A 19,525-nucleotide genomic window follows, 5' to 3' on the forward strand; every position below is an offset into this window, starting at 1 on the left:
CTCACAAAAAAAACGGCTTACTGAATATCAATAAGCCGTTTTACTTTACCAATTTATAGATAGCCGTTGAAACATATCATTCACATTCTAGGCTTCACTCACATTCCATAGAAAGATGGGAAAGCGAGAAGTGATCCAAGTACGATGATTTGAATCAGAATGAACGGCATCACGCCTCGGTAGATATCCTTGGTAGTGATGCCTTTCGGTGAAACTCCCTTCAAATAGAACAAACTGAAGCCAAATGGCGGCGTTAGGAATGAAGTTTGTAGGTTCATTGCGATAAGGATAGCGAACCAAGTCATGTTGATGCCCATCAATTCAGCCACTGGCGCTATGATCGGGACGATGATGAAACAGATCTCTACAAAGTCGATGAAGAAACCCAAAATCAAAATAACCAACATGGTGATGATTAAGAAGCCCCACTTTTCACCTGGCAGTTGCAGCATCCACTCTTCGACTAGATAGTCGCCACCGGTATAAGTAAACGCCATCGAAAATGCAGTAGCACCAAGCAAGATAGCAAAGACCATTGCGGTAACCTTCACTGTCTCTTTAGACGCAGCAAATACCATCGACCAACTAAACTGACCGTATAACAGTGCGAGAACCAATGCACCAGCACCACCTAACGCTGCCGATTCAGTTGGCGTTGCCACACCTGCAAAGATAGATCCCAATACCACAATGATGAGCGCTAGCGGTGGGAGAATCGCTTTAAGCGCATTAAACACTTCTTGCTTTCGGCTGATCGAGTCATCGCGCTCGATTGGCTGAGCCGACTCGGGGTTTAGCTTCGCGTATATCAATATGTACACGATATAAGCACCCACTAGCATCACGCCCGGCCAAATCGCCGCTTGGAACAAATCGCCAACTGGCACACCCAGTACATCACCCAATAGAATGAGAACTATCGATGGTGGAATGATTTGCCCAAGCGTGCCAGAAGCACAAATGGTGCCGCAGGCTAAGCCTTTGTCGTAGTTGTACTTGAGCATAACTGGTAAAGAGATAAGCCCCATGGCAACTACCGAGGCCCCTACTACGCCCGTTGAAGCGGCAAGCAGAGAACCTACGAGTACCGTCGAGATTGCGATACCACCACGAACACCACCAAACAGTCGTCCCATAGACTCAAGCAACTGCTCAGCGAGCTTGGTCTTTTGCAAAACAAGCCCCATGAAAACAAACAATGGAACGGCCATCAGCACCGTGTTTTCCATAATTGATTGGATTCGATATGGCATGAAGGCAAACATTTCGATGCCTTCAGCCCAAACACCAAAGATTAACGCGATACCACCAAAGGTGAACGCCACTGGGAAGCCAAGTAAAAGTGCAAACAAGGCGACGAAAAACATTACTATTCCAATCATGTTCAGCCTCTACTTATTCTTTGTATTAGTATTGTTTGCATGGATAAGGTGCGGATTAAAGATCTTATTCAGTGAGTGCAGGATTAAACCCACGCCACTGAGTGCCATTAAGAAGAATGACAGCGGGATCATGGCTTTAATGATCCAGCGATATGGCAAACCACCGGGATCGCCTGAGGTCTCACCTAATTCATAACTCTCTTTAGCAACATCAATACCAAACCAAGCAACCAATAGACAGAAAGGCATCAAAAAGATAAATGTGCCAAGTAAATCAATAATTGCCTGGGCTTTAAAACTCAATTGTTCATAGAACACATCCACTCGCACATGACCACCAGCCTTGATGGCATAAGGAACACCTAATAAGAAAACGGCTGAGAATAGGTGCCATTCCATCTCTTGAAACGCGATTGAGACATCATTGAAAACATATCTCATAACAACGTCATACACGACGTTGGCGATAAGTAAAATAAACAACATACTGGAAAGCCATCCCAGTGCATCACCGATACGATTAAATAGGCGTTCAATATAAATTAGACTTCGCATTCCCGACTCCATGGAATTTGAAAAGACATCGCGTATTAGAGTTAGTGCAGCTACAACGACTAGCGCTAACAAGATGCACGACGTAGAAAGGGTTCTGAGCGTATTACAGGATTTATCCTGCTTAAATTATTATGTTTTAAATGAACCCGCCACTGACTCACTCTTAGTTGCCTAATATGGAAAGCGTTGGGTTCATTTAGATTCAGTTCAACAACTGTCGATTATTTCGCTTGGCTATTTAGATAAGCTCTATGTGAAATATCCGTCCATGAGCGCACTTGCTCTAGGTAGCTTGCTTGTGAAGCTTGGATCTCTTTTGCCAACTCATCTTTCTCAGCATGGGCAGCAAGTAGGCGATCGTTCGCTTCTTTCAATGCAGACATTACTTCTGGTGGGAAATCTTTCACTTGTACATCTGGGTATTCTGTCTTTATTGAAACCCAGTTCTTGCCACTTTCATGTGTTGCTTGCGTGTACATGTCGTAAGCCGCGGTGCGCATTGCAACGCGTAAGATTTCTTGTAGGTCTTCAGGAAGTTTGTTCCAAGTGCGTTTGTTCACTAGGAATTGAAGCTCAGAACCCGGCTCATGCCAACCTGTGTAGTAGTATGGCGCGATCTTGTGAAAACCCATTCGCAAATCAAGTGATGGACCAACCCACTCTAGTGCATCAATTGTGCGGCGCTCTAGCGACGTGTAAAGCTCTCCTGGGGCAATATTGGTGGGTTTAGCGCCTAGCTCTGCTAGAATCTCACCGGCAAAGCCTGGGATCCGCATTTTCAAACCTTGTAAATCTTCGACACTGTTGATCTCTTTTTGAAACCAACCGCCCATTTGAACATCAGTATTACCGCCGGGAAATGACATCAAGTTGTGTGGAGAGTAAACCTGCTCCATCAACTCCATACCACCACCGTGATAGAACCACGCGTATTGCTCTGCAGGGGTCATACCAAAAGGCATAGAAGTGAAGTAAAGAGTATTTGGCACTTTACCTTTCCAGTAATAAGAGCCTGAATGACCCATGTCGTATTGACCAGACTTAACCATGTCAAAAACGCCAAGCGGTGCTTTGTGTTTGTTTGCTGAATCGATTCTGATTTGCAGTCGGCCATTCGACATTTTCTCAGCCATCGCAGCCATGTTCTTGGTCGCGTCACCGAATACAGGGAAGTTTGGTCCCCATGTTTCAGCAAGCTTCAAGCGATAAACCTTATCAGCAGCAGTTGCACCGGTAGCGACCAAAGCTAAACAAGCCGCTGCAGTTACCGCAACGTTTTTAAAAACTCGTGTGAGGGAGTTAGAAATGAGACTCATGTTCACATCCTTTTGTTGGGTTAATACTCTTTCTTTGAGTATTTTTTATGATTCAACATAAGAGTGCACCTTGATGAGGCAACTAGATATCAGGGAGAGCACGCACCACGGACTCACACAAACCATGTATTATACCAAAGGATTACGTAGAACTACGTAGGATATAATTGAGATATGTCGATTTTAAAGGACTCACTTTATTCACGAGAAGAGTGCTTATTGATAAATACTTAAGTAGATCTATTGAGCAGAAATTAACAATTGATTCTCATTGCGTGATGAGAATCAATTCGTTGCTACATTCTGGGGATATCAACCAGCGATTTCTCACTACAGACGCCCTACTTTAACGCTTGTTAATTAAGCGCATGAACGTCAGACAAGAGAACCATTTTCGAAGAGCAAAAGATGAGATGTGAAGCTGTAAAACTGAGTTTGGCACGATTCGTCAGATACAAAAAAGCCTCGATGATCGAGGCTTAAAAACTTAACGAAGCGAATATAATCCTAAGGGATTAAATAGCTTTGTAGATAACCTTGTTACCTGCTAGCTGTTCTTTCGCTACTAGGTTTTCTTCAAGAAGTTTTTTCAATGCGCCTGTTGCCCATGAAGCTGCTTTCGCGTCTTCTTGACCAGCTTTTAGACCGATACCTTTAGGGTTAATGCCATCAGCATTGCTAACAACGATGTCTAGAACTTGTTGTTGCTTAGGAGTCAGTGCGACAGCGACGTCTTTAGTTGCTGCTACTGTTTTCTCTACCGCTGGTTTTGTTGCTACAGGTTTTTCTGCTACCACTTTCTCTGCGACAGGCTTCGCTGTTTTAGGCGTTGCCACTGCGTTTACTACAGCCGCTTTAATGCGTTTCTGCAGTTTAGCCTGCACCTTACGCTTATGAGCAAGTCTCATTGAATATTTCTCCAGTTCACTGCTCTTATCGCAGTGGTGAAAATTTGAAGCGCGATTTATACCAAAAAACAGGAACTATTTGTAGAGTGAAGCGTCGAAAGTCGACGAAAAATACCGATATTGTCTACTAGAGTCTATTATTTAAACATCGACTTATCAATTCAGGGTCATATATACTGGTTATCCATCCAGACAAAAATATGAAAACTTGGTGTTGCCTATGGACACTCGTCACCTTACAAATTTCTCTTTACCTTCATTCACACGCTCGTACCGAATTATCACTGTTATTTTGGGTTTCATTTGCTTGATCGTTGCTCTATACAGCGACAATGCAAAGCTACTAATCGTCGGCGCATTTTGTATTATTGTTCTTCTGGGGACTGGGTATTATTTAATGCTGCGAAGTAGAGTGATGCTTACACTCACTCCAACTCATTTTCAGCAACACTTTTATAAAGGTGGCTGGGTTTTACAATGGCGCAACATTCAAAAGATTGGCCTTTGTACTTATGAACAAGAAGGGTGGCACCAACCTTTACCTTGGGTCGGTATTAAGATTAAAGATTACTCTCCCTATCTTGACTCTATCTGCCCAAAGATCACTTGTGAGTTATTGCTGAGCCAACGATCACTTTTGTATCTAGGAGCTAAACAAGCGGGTAAAGAGTCAAACTTTGAGGATATAGTGCTCGACTCATCGCATTACAACACTCGCTGTACTGAAAATGGTTGTGTTGAACTGAGCCAATATAAAGAATCACAAAATACTGACGAAGTTAGTTTCAGCGATAGCCAAACACAGACTAGCTCTGATTCATCCAATAAACCGAAGAATCAAAACACAGTCATTAAAAACTATTCTGGGTTACAGGCAATGCTTGCGAATAGGATGAAGTACCAAAGAAGTTTCCACGGTTACGATATTTTCATATCAACTCAAGATTTGAATATGAGTGGAGAAGAGTTTATTGGATTAGCTCGACGCTACTTGGCTGCAGCTGAGCGGCTTTCTGATTAAAACGAGCACGTTTGAAATTAGAGCGTTAAATTTAAACAAACTAAAAGTTGATATTAAAACAAGCATGCTCGCATACGCGTAAAATTAAAAAAGCTTAGCTTTCAGTACAAAAGCTAAGCTTAATTTTTCAATCAACCTCAACACGAATAACCGGCTGTCAATCAAGGACTTAATTAGTATAAAGGCATTTCATCCGCTACGAACGGATTAGATGCGCGCTCACGACCAAATGTAGATTCAGGGCCATGACCCGGAACAAATGTTACGTCATTGCCTAACGGCCAAAGCTTAGTTTTGATTGAATCAATCAGCGTGTTGAAATCCCCTTGAGGGAAATCAGTACGACCAATCGCACCGTTAAACAACACATCACCAACGAATGCTAGACGAGCTTGCTCACTGAACAGTACAACGTGTCCAGGTGTGTGGCCCGGAGTGTGGAACACATCGATAACTTGGTTACCAAAAGTCACTTTGTCCCCCTCATCTAGCCAAGTATTTGGTTCAAAGGCTTTACACAGAGGGAAACCAAACATCTGACTTTGATTCTCTAGGCCTTGAAGCCAAAAATTATCTGCCTTGTGTGGGCCAACAATGCTAACCTTCAAGATCTCAGCAAGGGGTACAGTGCCGCCGACATGATCTAAGTGACCGTGCGTCAATACCAAGTTCACCACCTTAACACCTAGTTCTTCGATGATAGCCGCTAGTTGTTGAACATCACCGCCCGGATCGACGACGATGCCTTCCATGGTTTCATCACACCATACAATCGAGCAGTTTTGAGAAAAAGAGGTAACAGGTACAACTTGATACTTAAGAGACATATACAAACCTTAGAGGGCAAACTGAAATTTGGGCAAACTATGACATTGGATGTCTACTTTGACAAGTGTCTACCGTATCGCTCTTCCACTAAGTTTAGCTCTACCAGCTGCGTACTGGACCAGTATCAATATGGATAAAGTTGCTACGCGCATAATAACCCACACCACCTGCATGTAAGCTTTTAGCTACGTCTCTCAACTCTTTCAAATCCACACCATCAATACGAAAATCGATCGCTTTGCCTAACATGTGGTAGCTCTTCTTCGCCACACCACTCGACTTAGAGCGTAACGCTTCATTCGTAGCTGGAGAGCGGTAGCCAGAAATGATTTGAACTTCTTCTTGAATACCTAGGACATTTTGAATCTGAGTTATTTGATCAAATAGATTCTTATCCATTGGATGAATCTCGTTTCGGCGGAAATCACGACATAATTTGCTTAGGCGAGCCATCTCATCACCAACATAATTAGTGCCATCGAAATAACAGGTCTCTAACCTCTCACCGGTGTGAAGGTTATTCATACTAATCGTTCTTGGTCGATCTGGGTACGAAGCAAAAGCAATAGAAGGAGTGATTGAAGCTATAACAGCAGTACCACCAGCGTAAGCCAAAAACTGACGGCGAGAAAATAAACTTTGAGACATACAGCAAGAAAACCCAATTGCATCGAACAAAAAACGCACGATACATAATGAGAATTGCTGCGTCAACGTACAAAAACGCACCAAAAGGCCAGTAACTCTAACCTTTTAAACGTTAGTTATTGATACACATTATAATTTTATCAATAGAAACGACGTTGTCATTTTTTGGTCAATATCGCCTTTTTTAATCAGATTTGAATCAACCGCCCTCTTTGTCGTATTGATAGATGTCACTACGGTATTGGATCCCCTCCTCTTCAAACAACACGGTTTGATAGATGATATGCACCGGAATCCTCTTTCTGAGACGAACCTTAGTGTTAGGAGCAAGATCATAGCTCTGATTGGGAACTTTCCTTACCTTAGTTGCAAACAACAACTTTGCTAGTTGTTCCGCATGCTCGACACGTATACAGCCTGAGCTATAGGCACGGGAGTCACTATTGAACAGACTTTTACTTGGCGTATCGTGCAAATAGATCGCTCGTTTATTAGGAGTATTAAACTTATACAAACCTAATGCATTACTCGATCCAGCCTGTTGACGCATGCGATATGGAAACGAGTTAAAATTGATGGTCTGCCAATCGATCTTTGTGGTATCGACCGTCTCCATAGTGCGCCAACCGTCAATCACTTGGAAGTGATGTGTTTCTAGGTAGCTTTCATCCGCTTTTACCTTGGGCAGAATGTCTTTTACCATGATTTTCCATGGCACATTCCAAGTCGGGTTTAGTATGACCGAATCTAGGTTTATCTCTAAAAGTGGTGTTTTTCGCGACTTTCTGCCTACGACGACTTTGGACTCAAACACCTCTTCGCCACCCTCCCAATACTTCATATCAAAGCTAGGAACATTCACCACAATGAGAGAGTCTCTATTTCTTGGCCACAAGCGAACGCGTTCTGCATTTAAGGCTAACGCATTCAATCGATCATCGAAGCCCATGTTTATCCACTTGATCGTATTAGGCCCGATAATTCCATCGGCTGTCAGGCCATGCATGTGTTGAAACAACTTAATCGCGCTTTCTAAGTCGCGATCAAACTTGGGAAAATCGACAGCAATCATTGATGTGTCGACACCCACTAAAGCTATGCGCTCAACGAGAACGGTTTTGTTTGAAATCAAGTCCCCCAACCGTTTCAAACCCTTTTGTTTATATAGCTCAATAGAGAGTTCAGAAGCAGTTTTTAGGACAGAGTAAGTCGCCTTAAATTGATCGAAGTTACCAACGGGAGGCGCGTAAGACAGCACCATCTCTAACAAATAATCATCGGCTACACTGCTTTTTAATCTCATAAGAATATGAGGGGAAGGCGCTGGCAGCTTAGAATGCAACTTACCTGAAAAGTACCACGCCTTACCGGCTAGTGGCGCATTTTCAACGTAGCTTAAGTAATAGATAAAGGTGTCGGTGAGTAAGATGTCTAACTCTTGCCATTGACCTCGAGATTGATATTGACGGATTTGCTTCAGTTGTCGATCAAAAAGGGGAGCCATTTGCGCTTGCTCTAAAAGCGACAGCTGAAATTCAAACGCTTTAACAAGTTCAGGCGAATCCCAAAGAATAGGAAGAGAAGAGTCTTGATAAATACTCTGGGTGAGCTCTGGATAAATCAGCATAAAAGAGAGCTCTGAATCAGCCGGTGTAAATCGACTCTCGTCAGAACTCGTATAGCTCCATGCATGCACAGAAACTAACGCCAACAATCCACAGAAGTATTTCGCGAACATGCTTCACTCCATTTCCTATCATCCAATAAGTATGGCAAAAAAATCGGAGTGAGCATGTTATTTTTACGAGGCGATATAAATCAGATAGAGCTCCAATGATTATCCCACTGGATGGGCGATTGCTGTGTCGACTTTTGATAAGGTGTACGTTGACTAACCACATTACCCGCCCCAGAGCTTAATCGAAACTCACCATCAAGCAGCACAGCACCAGAAGCGTCAGATAATGCAGACAGTTCTACTAATTCTTTAGTCTCTTTAGACCAAATACCATAACAATTACCTCGTGGTGAGGTCGCAATAATCCAGTCATCAGACGCCGCAATACTTGCGATGTAGTGATTGAACCTTGCCCATTGCTCAGGCTCCGCGTTCAGTGATTCAAACTGCCCGCCTTTGGTATGCATCGCCAACAGCGAAGGATACTCATCTGGCTCACCACGATATTGCTGGCCACAAAGCACGGTTTCAGCACCATCATGGGCTAAGTGTCGAATACTCAGCTTCTTGTCTAGCAATTCAACCTGATCAAGCACTGCACCTTCAGGTGAAACATAACTTAAACTAGGCTGCATTGAATCGAGATTTTTCGGTGTTCTGCCATCAGTATGGACGCCACCAACACCAATCGCGAGATTACCATCAGGCATGATGATCACTTCATGTGGGCCGATACCGAAACCAGTGAACTCTTCAACCTTACGATACCCTTGCGCGACATCATAAACGCCAATCACGCCTTGGCTGGTGTCCGTTTTCCCTTCGGTGGCATACAGAAACTTGCCATCCAATGAGTAAACGCCATGACCATAGAAGTGGCGGTTGTTACCTTTCACGACCATTTTGATTTGCTGACCATTTTTATAGTCAAACACCATAAAATAGTCACCTGGGCGACGAGCAAACGCCACAGCATGCGATGAGGTTGGGCAAATAGCGACGCCATGACCACGATCGGGGATAGGCAACTGACTCAACGGCATACCATATTCATCAGCCACCACCGCTGAATATTGACCACGTCCATTTAGCGCACAGCCAACCAACTGGGGTTCATTCGATGCACTCTTTCGAGTCGCACAGCCAAATGGCAGTACTGGAACAGCTGCGCAACCCAGTGCAGCCTTGAGTAGCGTTCTTCTCGTATTATCAGTCACCATCGGTAGCATTAAATCCTATTACCACGCCAAGCTCTATCGCCACTTCTTCATGAATCAGGTACTTCAAGTGTTCTAGCTTATTGTATTGAGTAAGCACCGTTCGGTAGCCTTCTTTACTCTGCAATAGCTCAAACAAACTTGATTCTGTAGGCCAACTATCTAGCGTTAGCGTAAATTGAGCAGCAACACGATCTGCAAGGCCACCTAAACCCTTCTCTCTCAACAAGCCATCTAGTCCATTGCCATCAGCCAAATAAAGCTTTTGAAGTGCTGCTACATTGGCTTTTAGTTGAGTCATCGAGGTTTGTGCACGCCATGATTCTGAGAAGTAAGGACGCGGATGACCGATTTTCGCCATCGGACGACTCAGCTTTTTCATGCTGTAATCAAGTTGGTTGGTCAATAAAGCGATGTATTCCGACTCCCAACGAGTCTCGTCTTGCGCTAACCAAGGGTTAACTTGCCAAGCTTCAGCAATAGAAGCCGATTTCATCGCCAAGTTTTGTGCGATAGCTTGTGAAGATAAACACCCTAGCGCTTTATCTTGAAGCAGTGACGACTGCTCGTCGTACAGAGACCATTCCAATGCGCCAAGCCCTTGAACAGTCACACTTTGCTGCGCGATTTCGTCTTGTGACCAAGCTTTATCTTGCTGAGTCAGCTGACGCATTTTTAAGCCTGTGGTATTCTTTTTGTCTGGCCAAAACTGAACATTCCAACTCTCTTCAAGTGCCGCTGTTGGGCCTCTTTCTTGGCCTTGCAGTGCCATCCAACTATTCATTGTTAACTGCCACTGGTTTTTCAACGCATCTAACTCAACAGTGTTGGCTTCACAGTAACCCTGCATCAAGACTTCCAGCTCACTGGCTTGCTTAGCAAATAGCACTGCTGAATCAAATTCTTGTTGATACACGCTACGACTGATATGAGCGGTCGTGTCTGCTTGATAAGAGACTCCGTTAACCTCAGATGAAGCCGTTTGCTCACCCGATGATTGGCAGCCTGCCATGATTAATACCGACAAAGGCATTAACAAAAATTTATGTGTCATGCTGTTACCTTACTTCCTAATTTTTCTTTTAATTATATGAGTTCAACCTATTTAAAAATTACCGCTGATCTCGCATTCCTACAAGTTCAGCGGTTATGTTCTTTTGGCTAACTTATTCTTCGGATTAGCTTGTTCTTTAAGTTAACTGGGGCGTTGAGCTACTGAATCTCACACCGACTATAGCGAATTCAAAAACGCCAGCAGTGCTTCACGCTCAGTCGCATTCAAAGACAGAACCTTTTGTCTCGCCATTTCTGCTTCACCACCGTGCCAAAGCACCGCTTCCATAACGTTTCTTGCACGACCGTCATGAAGCAAGAAGGTGTGACCGTTCACTTCTTTGGTATAGCCTAATCCCCACAATGGCGTGGTGCGCCACTCATGACCGTTCGCAAGATACTCTGGGCGATTGTCGGCTAAGCCTTCACCCATATCATGCAAAAGCATATCGGTGTATGGGCTAATCAACTGTTTCGAAAGAGCAGGCAGACCTTCACGCTCTGCTGTGCGAATTTCAGCTTGGTGACAGCTTTGACAACCAATCTCTTTAAATAGCTTTTTACCTTGAACAACCGTTGGGTTATCGACATTACGACGAATTGGAACCGCTAAGTGCTGCGAATAGAACTCAACAAAATCTAGGATGTTGTCGCTCACTTCTGGCTCACCACCATTTGGGAAGTCATCACAAGTCGATTGCGCTGATGTGCAGTTTTCGTTCGGGAACAAGCTGCTTGTTAGGCCTAAGTCACCGTTAAATGCCGCTGCGTTTTGCTGCATTAGGTTTGGCTGTCCGGCTTTCCAACCGAAGCGACCGAGTGCCATTTCATTGGTTTGAACATCAAGAACATAGTTAGCTTTACCCGACACGCCCTGTTTGTCTGCCAACTGTTGGTCAGCAAATCCTAGAATCGTTTCTTTTGGAATGCTCTCAAGCAAGCCAAGGCCGATCATTGGCGGAGCAACACGAGCTGAAAACTCTGTTCTAGGGTGCATCTCGCCAAAAGCAAGATCAGTAATCTTTAGGGTTGGTTTACGCAGAGTCACGACTGTGCCGTCTTTGAATTCAACCGGAACATCTGTGTAGCTGATGTTCACTTTACCCTCTGGTTTAACACCTTGAAGTGCGAAATCTTGAAGCTGACCACCGTAGGTCGGTTCTGGAATACCACCATCGCGAATAAAGGCTTGTCTCTGATCTGGTGTTTCAGCCGGAATGCTTAAACGAACCAACATGGATACTGCGTTCTCATCGCCTTTTTCTGGCGCGTGACCACGACCATCTTTGATGTGGCAGTTTTGGCAACCATTGGTGTTGAACAATGGCCCCAATCCATCACGAGCATCGGTTGATGATGGCGCAGGCACCCAAGGGTTTCTAAAGAAGCTGTTACCTACGCTGAAATCTAAGCGCTTGCTCATTGGTAAATTGGCAGCAGGAAGAGAAAAAGCATTCGCTCCCTCTTTCTTCACAGTAGTTTTACCACCAGAGTAGGTTTCATGGGCGTGTAATGGAGATAAGAAAAACAGTGCGGTTAATAGTGAGGCTGAGAGATAAGACTTCATACATTGCCTTGCTGTGCATTTGATTTTAGTTTTTTTGAGAATGACTTTCTTGAATAGCAAACAATTAAGGGCTCAATAAGAGCCCTTGCATTAGTTTTGGCCTCGGGTTCTTAGAACTCGTGATCAGCCGTGTCTGGGTTTAGGCTATCAATACCAATTACACCAGCAGCACGTTCAATTGCAGCAGTTTGAGACACTAGCGCAACAATTGTTTTGTTTACTAGTGCATTACCTGCCGTGTTGTCAGCAGCAATTAGCTGATCGAAGTGCTGGTTGTTTTTCTCAGCAGACGTTACTAATTCACCTACTTGTGCACGCGCTAGGTCAAACTGCTTTTGGATCTCTTTCGCAGCTTGCTCATCTTTTTGCTCTACTAAGTCAAACAGGCTTGGGCCTGAAAGCAGAGTGCCGTCTTCACGCTTGTATAGACCCGTGTAAACGTTGTAGATGCCTTGCTCGTTGTAGTAGTGAGAGTTGTGTGTGTTATCAGAGAAACAATCGTGCTCGTCTTCAGTCGAGTTCGCTTCTAGTGCCACCTTCATACGCTCACCCGCTAGCTCACCTAGAGACAATGAGCCCATACCGAATAGCATTTTACGCAAACCGTTTTCGCTAGATTCAGCAAGAAGTTCTTGACGGTAGTTGCCTTTCTCGCCTTCAGCCCACTGCTTTTCCATCCACTCTAGGTCTTGAATAAGGAGTTCAGCTGATGCTTTTAGGTATGCGCCACGACGGTCACAGTTGCCATTTGTACACTCAGCGCCAACAACGAAATCTGTGTAAGCACGCTCACCTGCACCGCTGTTAGTACCGTTTAAATCTTGGCCCCAAAGTAGGAATTCAATCGCGTGGTAGCCAGATGCCACGTTCGCTTCAGAACCGCCGATCTCGTTAAGGTCTGCGATTAGCTCAGGGGTAATGTTCGTTGCATCAACAGTCGTCTGACCAATTTGAAAAGTCTTGTTTGCCACGATGTTTGCGCTAGCGCCTTCGTTACCAAGCTCATATTGGTAATCAGAAGAAACGTAATCGATCAGGCCTTCATCTAGTGGCCATGCGTTTAGTTGGCCTTCCCAATCATCAACAATAACGTTACCAAAGCGGAACACTTCAGATTGTTGGTAAGGAACACGAGACTCAAGCCAAGTTTGTTTGACTTGTTCGAAGTTACCAGCAGAAGGAGAAGCTAAGAAGGCATCAATAGAAGAGTTCAACGCTTTTGCTGTAACTACTGAATCGGCAAACACTGCATGTGCAATATCTGCGTAATGTTCTACAACTTGATCTTGAGTTACTGCTGCGAAAGAAGAAGCAGAGGCAAAAATGAGTGACGAAGTTACGGCTTTTGTCACTAAAGATTTAATGGTCATGAAGCATCCTTGTTGAGCTTTAAATTATTATTCGTAGTAATAGTGCAAACTATTATCATTTACACTACGGATTAAAATAATACAAACTTACAATTTTATTGCAAGATAAATACAAAAAAACCTCACGAAGGTGAGGTCTTTAAACATTTTTGTGTTTTACGCAACAAAGAGACGAGTCAGATATCTAAATTATGTTTTCCGTGTGAGACTTTTGCCTTGAGGTAGCTTTCGTTCCCCGACTTTATATGGGCAGAGGTCTTTACCACTTCTTCAATCTCAATACCAAAAGATCTAAGCTCATTGATCTTCTTAGGGTTATTGGTCAGCAAACGGATTTTAGTGGTGCCTAAAGCTCGTAGCATTTCAGCTGCTTCTGTAAAATCACGCAAATCATCACCAAAGCCTAGGTGATTATTTGCTTCATACGTGTTCATTCCTTCACTTTGAAGACGGTAAGCATCAATTTTGTTATACAAACCAATACCGCGTCCTTCTTGGCGTAAATAAAGAATCACGCCACCCATTTCACCCATAATCCTTATAGTTTCGTCTAACTGCTCACCACAGTCACAGCGAGATGAATGGAAAACATCACCAGTAAGACACTCAGAATGCATGCGAACAAGAGGTATGTCTTGTGTCTTATCTGCTGACTTAAATATCACAGCAACATGCTCTTTATCTGTTTTCAAACCATGAAAAGACAGAAGCTCAGCATCAATACTGCTTGTTACCCCTACTTTGAAATCTATTCTGGCACGCACTTCCGCCATAGCTATACTCACTTGAAAATTCGATGTATTTAACAACACTACATTATATGTCTAGGCAATATTTTGTAGCGAACTATCTAATGATAGACACTATGAGGCTGTTAACAATTTTTTTCAAGATCGAACAGACAAAAATTGTTATGTTATAACAATAAATGTTCACATAAGAAAAAACCCACATTGGCATGGCCAATATGGGTTATAAATAAGTCTAATTGTAGTGGTTGACTAAAACTGTAGTTATACCTTGACCGCTTATCAACCAACTTGTGTTTGCTTCCAGATGACTAATTGAACCCAGGCGTTTTGCAATTCGGTCAACTCTTCCGGTGTCAAAGTAGATACACTTGACTTGGCACTGTATTTTTCGCCCCATTTATCTGCTTGGACATGGGTATGGAACTCTTTTTTTAGATTTGAGATTACGTTATCCACGAATACATCCTTATATAACAGTGCTTAGCCTTTATAATTTTTAATGTTACAAAATACAGGTCAATTGGTAAACAATAATACATGACTTTTATGAGCTCTTTCTAACACTTTTTACTGATAGATATATAAACAAGAGGAATAATAGACTGGGTAGTAGCCAAAGTAATAAGTTTGAAGCGTTCATTGCCGGCTTATAAAGTACAAATTCACCAAACCTTTCCGTCATATATTGAGTAATTTCACGATCACTCTCTCCAGCTTTTACCCTATTGAACACAACAAGACGTAAATCTTTTGCGATGGGAGAATTCGACTCAATAAGGTTTTGATTCTGACATTGCGGACAACGTAGTCTTTTTGCCAAGGAAATAGCTCGCTGCTGCTGTTCTGAGTTGTCAAACTCAAACAGTTCAACTTGAATACTCGTATCTTTATTACTGGCAGTAAACAGGTCTTCAGCTATGGTCGGAAGGCTAATCACTAAAAGAGCTGACAGCATAAACAACGTTTGTATTAGAGACTTCATCATCCATTCACACCATCAAAATACATCGCAAGCTCATCTTTCCATACCGTTTCATTAATCACGCCCGATAGCTTTTTAATGATCTGGCCATCAGCATCGACCAAATACGTTTCAGGTGTGCCGATTACGCCCAACTCTAACGCTAACTTACCTTGCGGGTCACTGATCACGGTTGAGTACGGGTTACCGTCGTTCGATAACACGTTAATCGCAGCCCCAGAGTTATCTCGATAATTAAGCCCGACGATGGGAATGCCTTTATCGTGAAGTTGAAGCAAAAAGGCGTGTTCGGTTTTACATATCCCGCACCAAGAAGCCCACACATTAACCAGTTGATAAGGGTGCTGCGTGACATCAGCGAGCGTGATTTTCTGCTGACCACTGACGCCTTCACTATTTACTAACGCACTCGATGTAAATTCTGGAAATGCCCTTTGTTGTTCAGACACAATGGTCGATTGCTGCTTATTATCAAGCGCAAAGACAAACCCCAGCACCACAATCAATGCTAAGGCAATTAGACTAATTAGCTTGTTACGAACGCTGGTATGCATACTGTGACGCCTTAACGGTTTTCTTTTTACGATGAGTCAATGAGAGTAAAGCGCCGATAATGGAGAACAGTCCACCAAACCAGATCCAGCGCGCATACGCCTTATACTGAACACGAAATGCGTAAGCGGTGGAATCGACTTTCTCGCACATGGTGATATAAACATCACCATGCCAGAACCATTTCATTGCGGGCTCACTCATGTTCATGACTCGAACTTGGTAATGCCTTCTTTCCGGCGAAATAGAAAAACTTTGCTCGCCAGACTCTAGGCTGAGTATCGCTTTTTCTGCAGTAAAGTTTGAAGCGACATACAGCTCAGTATCACGATGAGAAAGTGTCCAATCCATGAATTCGACTTCTACGCTCGGGCTTAACTTATAGCTGCGCTCAAACGAGTGGTAGCTATTCATGGCAGCACCGACCGCTAACACTGCTACCCCAACATGAGCAAAGGTCATCACCCAGACTTTGCGTTGGAACTTGGAACTGCGCGTTACCACCAAGCCATACACATGAGTGAGTAAAACCCAAAATGCGAGTGACCATGTCATCAGAGCCATCACTAGGATCTTCTCTACTTGCCAAGCGTAACAGGCGAACCCGAGACCAATCGCTACTAAAGCGATCAGCATCATAACGCCTTTCGACGCTTGAGGCTTAATGCTCAACAAAGGGGCTAAGCCGACGACGGCTAACGCAAGCAAAGCCAAAGGTGCAATCAATAGATTAAAGTAAGGTGCGCCGACCGAGATGTTTCCTAGGCCAAGCAATTCAAATACCATTGGATAAAATGTTCCGAACACCACGACAGCAGTCGCCAGAACAAAAATAAGCACCGCGACTAAGCTCAAAAAGCTTTTGCTGGCGAAGCTGGTAATCGGATTAGATTCAAAAGACTCTCCTCTGACGATAAGCAGAGAAAATGAACTCACCAGCACCAGAACTAATATCAGCAGCAGTGCGATCCCTTTGGTTGGGTCGACTGCAAAAGCGTGTACCGATGTGAGTACGCCAGAACGAACAATAAAGGTGCCTAATATACTCAAACAAAACGTAATGAAAGCGAGACTGAGAGACCATTTCAGTAACTGTTGTTTGCCCTTTGCAACGCCTAGGCTGTGCAGTAAAGCGGTCGAAGTAAGCCACGGCAACAAGCTCGCATTTTCAACCGGATCCCAGAACCACCAGCCGCCCCAACCTAATTCGTAATACGCCCACCAAGAGCCAAGAATGATCCCTGCGGTTAAAAAGATCCAAGCGACTAGACACCCACTGCGACAATGAGCAACCCAATCAAATTCAATTGGATCAACCAGCAAAGCGGCAACTGCAAATGCCAGCACTACAGAAAACCCGACATAACCAAGGTAAAGTAAAGGCGGGTGAAAGATCAGACCAACATCTTGCAACATTGGGTTAAGGTCACGCCCTTCTAGCGGCAACGTCGAGTTCATTTCAAATGGGTTTGATGCGAACAAGGTGAACCAAGCAAATATCGCGAGTAGCAGATTCATCACCCACAGCACTCGGCTTTGGTATTCATTTGAATAGTGTTTTTGTAAGGCGATAACACCAGACCAGACGCTGATCGTCAGTACCCAAAATAACAAGGAACCTTCATGGCCAGCCCATACGGCCGCTAGCTTAAAAAATGAGGGTAATTGAGTATTTGAATGTTCAGCGACGTATAAGATAGAGAAGTCATCACTGACAAAGGCATAGCCAAGCAATGCGACAGAAGTGAGAGAAAACAGCGCACTTGAAAGAGAGAAACTGCGGATTAAACCTAGATTTTGCGTCCGTTTATTTAGCATTTGGTAAAACGAATGCACACCAATAATGCTGCTGAGTACAGCAACCAACACCAAACTAAACAGCCCCAAAGAACCGACCATATCACCTCAATAAGACTCTACCGGAGCAGAGCCAAGTTAAACAATTGTTCGCTTATACTGTTCCAATAAACAGAAGCCAAGTAAGCAGATGCCCAGTATCCAACATCTACTTACTCATTAACTTGCGCGAAATTAAGCTATCGTTAACTGCCCTGCATAAAGGACAAAAGTTCGCAGCATTAATACGCCCATTAGGCTTAACGAAGTCACCGAGAAAATATATACCGAACTATGGCGGATTGAGGTTGGTGTAACGGCATTCAGCAACAATGGTAGAACCATGCCAACACCGATAACGCCATACCAGAACCAACTCGCCCAGAAACCACTGCCAATTGCGTTCCATACTGCTTGCTCACTTTGACCACCAGCGAAGATAAGCCCAGTAAAGAAAGTAATCAGAACAAACAACTCAAACATCACGACCGGACGTTCGAACCCGTGGACCCATGAAATACTCGGGCTATGAGGTGATTCTTTAAAGACCAACACACCAAATAAAATACACGCCGCCGCTCCCGAAGATAAGCTCGAGAATAAGAACAAAATCGGCAGCACTGGGTTATTCAACAGTGGGAAGGTATTTAAAGCTGAAAGCAAGAACCCGGTATAAGCGGCAAGCATTAGAGCAAGAACAGCTAAGAATATTTCCAGAGCATTCTCAAACACTTCTAATTTGCCAATCCAGTTACCGACGAAATCGAGTCGTCCTTTTAACCATGTTTGGTCATTTAAAAATACGACGATTTGATCTCTAAATATAATGCCGATCCAAAGAAATAAGATCACCATATACACTTGGAATAAGATCACACCCATCGACATCACAGACGTTGGGTTATAGAAGATCATGATCTTCCAAAAGGATAACGGTTTTGTCAGATGGAAAACCAAGATCAGCAGACCTGAAATGATCCCAAATGGCGCAAGAAAAGCTGTCGCCTTTAACACACCATTATGAGCAGGATCGCCTTCAATAACCTTGCGCTTAAGGTAAATGGAGATCATTACGGCACCCGCCGACATCCCCGCCAGAAATAGATAAATAGCTATAATCCAGTCCCATACCACGGTACCAGACTGAAAAGCTGCGTCCCATGCACTCATAATCAAATCTCCCCTTTTTGGTGTGGCACTTTATAGAGTTTTGGTTGAGTGCCTAGATAGGCTTTATCTCTGTAAACCACCTCGGATTGAAGTACTTGGTTTATCTCACTCTTAGGGTCATTTAAATCGCCGAATGTCAGCGCTTTGGTTGGGCAAGATTCGACACAAGCAGGCAACTTCCCTTGTGCTAGATTGGTATCACGACAGAAGTTACATTTATCGGCTGACTTGTTCTCTGGATGGAAAAAGCGCACTTGATATGGACACGCTAACAAACAGTAACCACAACCGACACACTTCTCTTTGTGGACATCAACAATGCCCGTTTTTTCATCTTTATAGGCTGCACCTGTTGGGCAAACCATCACACACGGCGCGTTATCACAATGTTGGCAAGAGTTACGAGTAAAACGGTAATCAACATTTGGATATTCACCTTGGGGTTCGCTCTTAATAATTTCTAAGCGCGACACGCCTTCAGGTACTTTATTCACTTCACGACATGCTTCTGTACAAGCAGTACAACCAATACACGCGGTTTCGTCATGAATCATTCCATAACGTTTAGCACCATCTTCTTGAACATTGGCCAACGTTTTACGACTTGTTACCGCCGCCGTTCCTGCAACACCTGTGGTAAAAATAACGGCACCCGCGCCAGCTAAAAAGTTTCTTCTTGAGCAGCTCATA

At 43.7% G+C, this 19,525-nt stretch carries 19 protein-coding genes; 1 reads left to right on the forward strand and 18 read right to left on the reverse strand.

The genetic code is table 11. From position 1 onward, the window contains the following. Positions 1–98 precede the first annotated feature (98 nt). From OCV24_RS08465 to OCV24_RS08480, 4 genes are all read right to left on the reverse strand, one after another. Complete coding sequence (locus tag OCV24_RS08465; protein WP_077680284.1) at positions 99–1,382, reverse strand: TRAP transporter large permease; 1,284 nt, start codon at positions 1,380–1,382, stop codon at positions 99–101. Between the two features lie 9 nt (positions 1,383–1,391). Beyond that, positions 1,392–1,949 (reverse strand): TRAP transporter small permease subunit, encoded by a 558-nt coding sequence (locus OCV24_RS08470; protein WP_136980597.1) that lies wholly within the window; start codon positions 1,947–1,949, stop codon positions 1,392–1,394. Between the two features lie 209 nt (positions 1,950–2,158). Continuing rightward, positions 2,159–3,253: a TRAP transporter substrate-binding protein gene (locus tag OCV24_RS08475; RefSeq protein WP_077680282.1), complete on the reverse strand. Its 1,095-nt coding sequence runs from the start codon at positions 3,251–3,253 to the stop codon at positions 2,159–2,161. A gap of 515 nt (positions 3,254–3,768) precedes the next feature. Beyond that, complete coding sequence (locus OCV24_RS08480) at positions 3,769–4,161, reverse strand: MarR family transcriptional regulator (RefSeq protein ID WP_102508201.1); 393 nt, start codon at positions 4,159–4,161, stop codon at positions 3,769–3,771. Between the two features lie 220 nt (positions 4,162–4,381). On the opposite strand from OCV24_RS08480, the gene OCV24_RS08485 reads away from it, so the two are divergent. Next, positions 4,382–5,182 (forward strand): DUF2982 domain-containing protein, encoded by an 801-nt coding sequence (locus OCV24_RS08485; protein ID WP_017055152.1) that lies wholly within the window; start codon positions 4,382–4,384, stop codon positions 5,180–5,182. Between the two features lie 173 nt (positions 5,183–5,355). Here the strand turns inward: OCV24_RS08485 and OCV24_RS08490 are convergent, their stop codons facing one another. The 14 genes from OCV24_RS08490 to nrfC all read right to left on the reverse strand — a co-directional run bounded on the left by OCV24_RS08490 (position 5,356) and on the right by nrfC (position 19,524). Continuing rightward, the gene (locus OCV24_RS08490) at positions 5,356–6,009 is read right to left on the reverse strand and encodes an MBL fold metallo-hydrolase (protein ID WP_017055151.1); all 654 of its coding nucleotides are present in this window, start codon (positions 6,007–6,009) and stop codon (positions 5,356–5,358) included. A gap of 100 nt (positions 6,010–6,109) precedes the next feature. Then, positions 6,110–6,658, reverse strand: a complete 549-nt coding sequence (locus OCV24_RS08495; protein ID WP_017055150.1) for a YcbK family protein — start codon at positions 6,656–6,658, stop codon at positions 6,110–6,112. 199 nt (positions 6,659–6,857) lie between these two features. Continuing rightward, positions 6,858–8,396 carry a L,D-transpeptidase family protein gene (locus tag OCV24_RS08500; RefSeq protein WP_150877926.1) on the reverse strand — a complete coding sequence of 513 codons (1,539 nt, stop codon included), beginning with the start codon at positions 8,394–8,396 and terminating at the stop codon, positions 6,858–6,860. A gap of 80 nt (positions 8,397–8,476) precedes the next feature. Further along, entirely contained in the window at positions 8,477–9,556 is a 1,080-nt protein-coding gene (locus OCV24_RS08505; RefSeq protein ID WP_017055148.1) for a DUF1513 domain-containing protein, read from the reverse strand. Then, on the reverse strand, positions 9,546–10,607 hold the full coding sequence (locus tag OCV24_RS08510; protein ID WP_017055147.1) for an imelysin family protein: 1,062 nt from the start codon (positions 10,605–10,607) through the stop codon (positions 9,546–9,548). Before OCV24_RS08510 ends, OCV24_RS08505 begins: the two co-directional genes overlap by 11 nt. A 177-nt stretch (positions 10,608–10,784) precedes the next feature. Next, complete coding sequence (locus OCV24_RS08515; protein ID WP_150877924.1) at positions 10,785–12,173, reverse strand: di-heme oxidoreductase family protein; 1,389 nt, start codon at positions 12,171–12,173, stop codon at positions 10,785–10,787. 110 nt (positions 12,174–12,283) lie between these two features. Next, positions 12,284–13,543, reverse strand: a complete 1,260-nt coding sequence (locus OCV24_RS08520) for an imelysin family protein (RefSeq protein WP_150877922.1) — start codon at positions 13,541–13,543, stop codon at positions 12,284–12,286. 176 nt (positions 13,544–13,719) lie between these two features. Further along, entirely contained in the window at positions 13,720–14,316 is a 597-nt protein-coding gene (locus OCV24_RS08525; RefSeq protein WP_150877920.1) for a GTP cyclohydrolase II, read from the reverse strand. Positions 14,317–14,574: 258 nt separating this feature from the next. Then, positions 14,575–14,751 carry a hypothetical protein gene (locus tag OCV24_RS08530; RefSeq protein WP_017055143.1) on the reverse strand — a complete coding sequence of 59 codons (177 nt, stop codon included), beginning with the start codon at positions 14,749–14,751 and terminating at the stop codon, positions 14,575–14,577. 88 nt (positions 14,752–14,839) lie between these two features. Continuing rightward, positions 14,840–15,280 (reverse strand): cytochrome c-type biogenesis protein CcmH, encoded by a 441-nt coding sequence (locus OCV24_RS08535; RefSeq protein ID WP_150877918.1) that lies wholly within the window; start codon positions 15,278–15,280, stop codon positions 14,840–14,842. Next, positions 15,277–15,831, reverse strand: coding sequence for a DsbE family thiol:disulfide interchange protein (locus OCV24_RS08540; RefSeq protein WP_077680272.1), 555 nt, complete (start codon positions 15,829–15,831; stop codon positions 15,277–15,279). The genes OCV24_RS08535 and OCV24_RS08540 overlap by 4 nt, the downstream gene beginning before the upstream one ends. Then, positions 15,812–17,728 (reverse strand): heme lyase CcmF/NrfE family subunit, encoded by a 1,917-nt coding sequence (locus tag OCV24_RS08545; RefSeq protein ID WP_150877916.1) that lies wholly within the window; start codon positions 17,726–17,728, stop codon positions 15,812–15,814. The genes OCV24_RS08540 and OCV24_RS08545 overlap by 20 nt, the downstream gene beginning before the upstream one ends. Before the next feature lie 132 nt (positions 17,729–17,860). Next, positions 17,861–18,835 (reverse strand): cytochrome c nitrite reductase subunit NrfD, encoded by a 975-nt coding sequence (gene nrfD / locus OCV24_RS08550; protein WP_017055139.1) that lies wholly within the window; start codon positions 18,833–18,835, stop codon positions 17,861–17,863. A gap of 2 nt (positions 18,836–18,837) precedes the next feature. Continuing rightward, entirely contained in the window at positions 18,838–19,524 is a 687-nt protein-coding gene (gene nrfC, locus OCV24_RS08555; protein ID WP_009848842.1) for a cytochrome c nitrite reductase Fe-S protein, read from the reverse strand. Position 19,525: the final 1 nt, after the last annotated feature.

It is taken from the genome of Vibrio kanaloae (genome assembly GCF_024347535.1).
GTDB classification, from domain to species: Bacteria; Pseudomonadota; Gammaproteobacteria; order Enterobacterales; family Vibrionaceae; genus Vibrio; species Vibrio kanaloae.

Bases quoted from the DNA above. Each gene is read 5' to 3' on its own strand.
- OCV24_RS08505 (WP_017055148.1), bottom strand. From the start codon at position 9,556: ATGGTGACTGATAATACGAGAAGAACGCTACTCAAGGCTGCACTGGGT.
- OCV24_RS08480 (WP_102508201.1), bottom strand. From the start codon at position 4,161: ATGAGACTTGCTCATAAGCGTAAGGTGCAGGCTAAACTGCAGAAACGC.
- OCV24_RS08525 (WP_150877920.1), bottom strand. From the start codon at position 14,316: ATGGCGGAAGTGCGTGCCAGAATAGATTTCAAAGTAGGGGTAACAAGC.
- OCV24_RS08470 (WP_136980597.1), bottom strand. From the start codon at position 1,949: ATGGAGTCGGGAATGCGAAGTCTAATTTATATTGAACGCCTATTTAAT.
- OCV24_RS08540 (WP_077680272.1), bottom strand. From the start codon at position 15,831: ATGCATACCAGCGTTCGTAACAAGCTAATTAGTCTAATTGCCTTAGCA.
- OCV24_RS08500 (WP_150877926.1), bottom strand. From the start codon at position 8,396: ATGTTCGCGAAATACTTCTGTGGATTGTTGGCGTTAGTTTCTGTGCAT.
- OCV24_RS08495 (WP_017055150.1), bottom strand. From the start codon at position 6,658: ATGTCTCAAAGTTTATTTTCTCGCCGTCAGTTTTTGGCTTACGCTGGT.
- OCV24_RS08465 (WP_077680284.1), bottom strand. From the start codon at position 1,382: ATGATTGGAATAGTAATGTTTTTCGTCGCCTTGTTTGCACTTTTACTT.
- OCV24_RS08535 (WP_150877918.1), bottom strand. From the start codon at position 15,280: ATGATGAAGTCTCTAATACAAACGTTGTTTATGCTGTCAGCTCTTTTA.
- OCV24_RS08490 (WP_017055151.1), bottom strand. From the start codon at position 6,009: ATGTCTCTTAAGTATCAAGTTGTACCTGTTACCTCTTTTTCTCAAAAC.
- OCV24_RS08510 (WP_017055147.1), bottom strand. From the start codon at position 10,607: ATGACACATAAATTTTTGTTAATGCCTTTGTCGGTATTAATCATGGCA.
- nrfD (WP_017055139.1), bottom strand. From the start codon at position 18,835: ATGAGTGCATGGGACGCAGCTTTTCAGTCTGGTACCGTGGTATGGGAC.
- nrfC (WP_009848842.1), bottom strand. From the start codon at position 19,524: ATGAGCTGCTCAAGAAGAAACTTTTTAGCTGGCGCGGGTGCCGTTATT.
- OCV24_RS08485 (WP_017055152.1), top strand. From the start codon at position 4,382: ATGGACACTCGTCACCTTACAAATTTCTCTTTACCTTCATTCACACGC.
- OCV24_RS08475 (WP_077680282.1), bottom strand. From the start codon at position 3,253: ATGAGTCTCATTTCTAACTCCCTCACACGAGTTTTTAAAAACGTTGCG.
- OCV24_RS08520 (WP_150877922.1), bottom strand. From the start codon at position 13,543: ATGACCATTAAATCTTTAGTGACAAAAGCCGTAACTTCGTCACTCATT.
- OCV24_RS08545 (WP_150877916.1), bottom strand. From the start codon at position 17,728: ATGGTCGGTTCTTTGGGGCTGTTTAGTTTGGTGTTGGTTGCTGTACTC.
- OCV24_RS08515 (WP_150877924.1), bottom strand. From the start codon at position 12,173: ATGAAGTCTTATCTCTCAGCCTCACTATTAACCGCACTGTTTTTCTTA.